Here is a 2,954-nt window from a genome sequence, read left to right as displayed (position 1 = left end):
GTAAAAATACTATGAATTATATTATCCAAATAGATTTCTTTAATAAAATATTAGGCTTGATTGATATTGAAAAAGAAGTTGATAGTGATAAATTTAAAGAACTTACAAGAGTAGTTAGAAAATCATTTAACTTAGAAAACTTTGGAGAAGTTCTTAAGGAGCAAGATTTTTATATAGATAAATTTGAAGAATATAATAAAGAGATTATAGAAAAAAATTCTTATATATTTGAAAATTACTTAGTTAACTTTATATATTCAAATCTATTCCCTTTCTCAGAAGTAGAAAGTATTTTTGATGGATATACTATGCTACTTATGAGATATGAGCTTATAAAGTTTTATCTTATGGGAATGTATATGAATGATAAAAAACAGAATGTCATGGAGATTGTAGAGTTTATTCAATTATTCTCAAAAGTTGTAGGACATCACAGAAATTATACTCAAAAGATATTAAGACATATAAAAAAGAATGAGTTAGATAATATAAACTTTATGGAAAATATATTATTAGTTATAGAGTAATGAAAGAAGGTTAGATATATATTTTAAAACTAGCTGTTTTATGTGAAGTAGTGGGTGAAAATGGTATAATTAGCTTATAGTTACAAGGCGGTGGTGGATAATGAGTGATATTAAGTTTGATATAAAAATAGAAGGGGATAGTGAGGGGTATGTAGGTTTTGAGTGTCCTTTTTGTGAATCTGAATTTAAATTAAATGCAGGTGAATTTCAGGATGAAGATAATATTTTTACAGAATTATTTTGTCCTTATTGTGGATTAGTAGATGAAATCAATAAATTTTATTCAAAGGATCTTGTAAAACAAGCTGAAGCAATTGCTTACAATTATATGGTAGAGCAATTGAATAAAGTATTTGGTGATTTTAAAAGAAGGACAAGAGGTAATAACCTTATAAAAGTTGATTTTAAAGAACTAAAAAAAGTGAATATAAAAGAGCTAAAAGGTAAAGATACAGTAGAAGAAATATTTAGTTGTCCAATGTGTGAAAATCATGTGAGGGTATTATATTGTGTTGGTATATCAAAGATATATTGTGCTTACTGTGGAGGTGATATATAGGTGACTATTATAGAGTATAAAAAAGTTAGTCAAGCATTTAGAAGAGTTGCATCTAATATGCTTACGACTAAATATGATCAAAGGAATATACCATTAATAAGATTTAGAAAATTTATTCAAGAAAATGAATTAATAAATGCTATAATTCAGAAAAAAATCAATAATATTGATTATGATTATAAAGAAAAATTTATAGTAGAGACTAGTGGATGGAGTAGTATAGTAATTCCTATAGCTGAAAGTGAACATATTAAAGCAATGTATGATTATTTATTAGATATGACAAATGGTGAAAAAGATATTAGGGATATAGCTTATAATATTTGCCATAGCAGTGGAAAGTGGGATGAGATAATTAGAGAATATTTAGATAAAGTATTTAAACCTTTAGTAGATTTTATAGTAGATAGTTTAGCAATGGAGATGATAGGAATGGAGAATATAAAGCAAGAAACACATATACATCAAAATATTAATAAGAATTATGGAACAGCATCAATTGCACAAGGAAATATTGAGTCTATAAATAATGTTACATTAAATGATTTACAAGATATTAAGGAACTAGTTGAATCATTAAAGGGATTAATTATAAATGAAGAATTTGATGAAGAGTTAAAAGAAGAAGTAATATATGATTTAGAAGATATAGAACAGGAAATAAATAATGATAATCCGAAAGAGGGAAAGATAAGAAAAGCATGGAAAGGCGTAAAAAATTTCGTATCTAAAATTCCAGAAGGAGTGAAAAAAGCTGCAATAATAGCCACAGAATGCGGAATATTATATGAAAAATTAAAGCCGTTTATAGAAAAATAAAAAAATATAAAGTTTTTGTATAAATGTATAATTAAAAATTTAAAGGGCAACATAATATCAAAGTAAAAAAAGTCCATGATTTTATAGGTGCGACAACACCTGTAAATTCAATAGATACTGTAACTATCTAATGAATCCTAAAATCAAAGACTTCTATTGTATTATGTTCAATTTTAAAGATTTTATACAAAAGAAGAGTTTATGATTTTATATAGAGTAATATTTTGATGATTATATCATATGATTTTGAAATATATCCTCTAGAGATATTTTAGTTTAGTGCTAGTTATCTTTAGGGGATTTTTTTATTTAATTTTATGAAAGGCTATGGATAATTTTAAGGTGAAAAAGTTATCCACAGGTAGGTGAGATTTTTATGAAAATAAGCACAGTTTGATGGGAAGTTGTGAGTTTTAAAAGTTATCTACAAGCTAAAGTGAGTTATAGTAAAGGTTATAGAGGTTGTTACTTGGGAGGGTACTACCTTTAAAGTTAAGGTAACAACCTCTTAATTAAAATAAAAAGGAGAGAATATATGATGAATGATTTAATTAGAAAAAAGTTTAAAAATAAAAGTGTTTTTAGTTTTGTATGGAATGGAAAAGTATGTTGGATTGGTTCTGAGATTGGCAAGATGTTTGGTTATGCTCAGCCAAGGAATGGGATTTATGATTGTATCAGAAGAGAGAAATTTGAGGTAGGGTTGGAATATGATTTACTAGAGGGTGAAGAGTTAAAAGAATTTAAAGAGATTTTTTCAGATGTATTAGAGGATTTTAAGTTTGCACCTAAGATAATCGTATTATATGAAACAGGGTTATATGGATTTCTTGGATATACTGAAATGCCTCTTGGTGTAGAGTTTAGAGCTTGGATTAGAAAAGAAGTAATGCCAGTTATTAAAGAAAAAGGTTATTCTGTTAAGGAAGAAATTATTTTATCATCTGATAATGTTCAAAATAATGTAGCTGTTAATGATTTTAGTTTTAGTAAGTTTAGCACAGAAAAAATGGAGCGATATAGATTAGCTTTTGAAAGTGCTAAAATGC

Annotated in this window: 3 protein-coding genes and 1 pseudogene; all 4 read left to right on the top strand. The window is 26.3% G+C overall.

The window, feature by feature from the left end:
* Positions 1–527: pseudogene (locus tag Q0V15_RS12725) on the top strand (FliB family protein); the annotation flags it as partial.
* A gap of 100 nt (positions 528–627) precedes the next feature.
* Entirely contained in the window at positions 628–1,086 is a 459-nt protein-coding gene (locus Q0V15_RS12720) for a hypothetical protein (RefSeq protein ID WP_297439514.1), read from the top strand.
* Positions 1,087–1,905: a hypothetical protein gene (locus Q0V15_RS12715; RefSeq protein ID WP_297439513.1), complete on the top strand. Its 819-nt coding sequence runs from the start codon at positions 1,087–1,089 to the stop codon at positions 1,903–1,905. It begins immediately after the preceding gene.
* Between the two features lie 535 nt (positions 1,906–2,440).
* The coding region (locus tag Q0V15_RS12710; protein WP_297439512.1) for a BRO family protein at positions 2,441–2,954 on the top strand (514 nt) is incomplete at its 3' end.

The sequence above is a fragment of the uncultured Clostridium sp. genome (assembly GCF_947036855.1).
Taxonomy (GTDB): domain Bacteria; phylum Bacillota; class Clostridia; order Clostridiales; family Clostridiaceae; genus Sarcina.
This window is presented reverse-complemented; position numbering and strand designations above follow the sequence as displayed.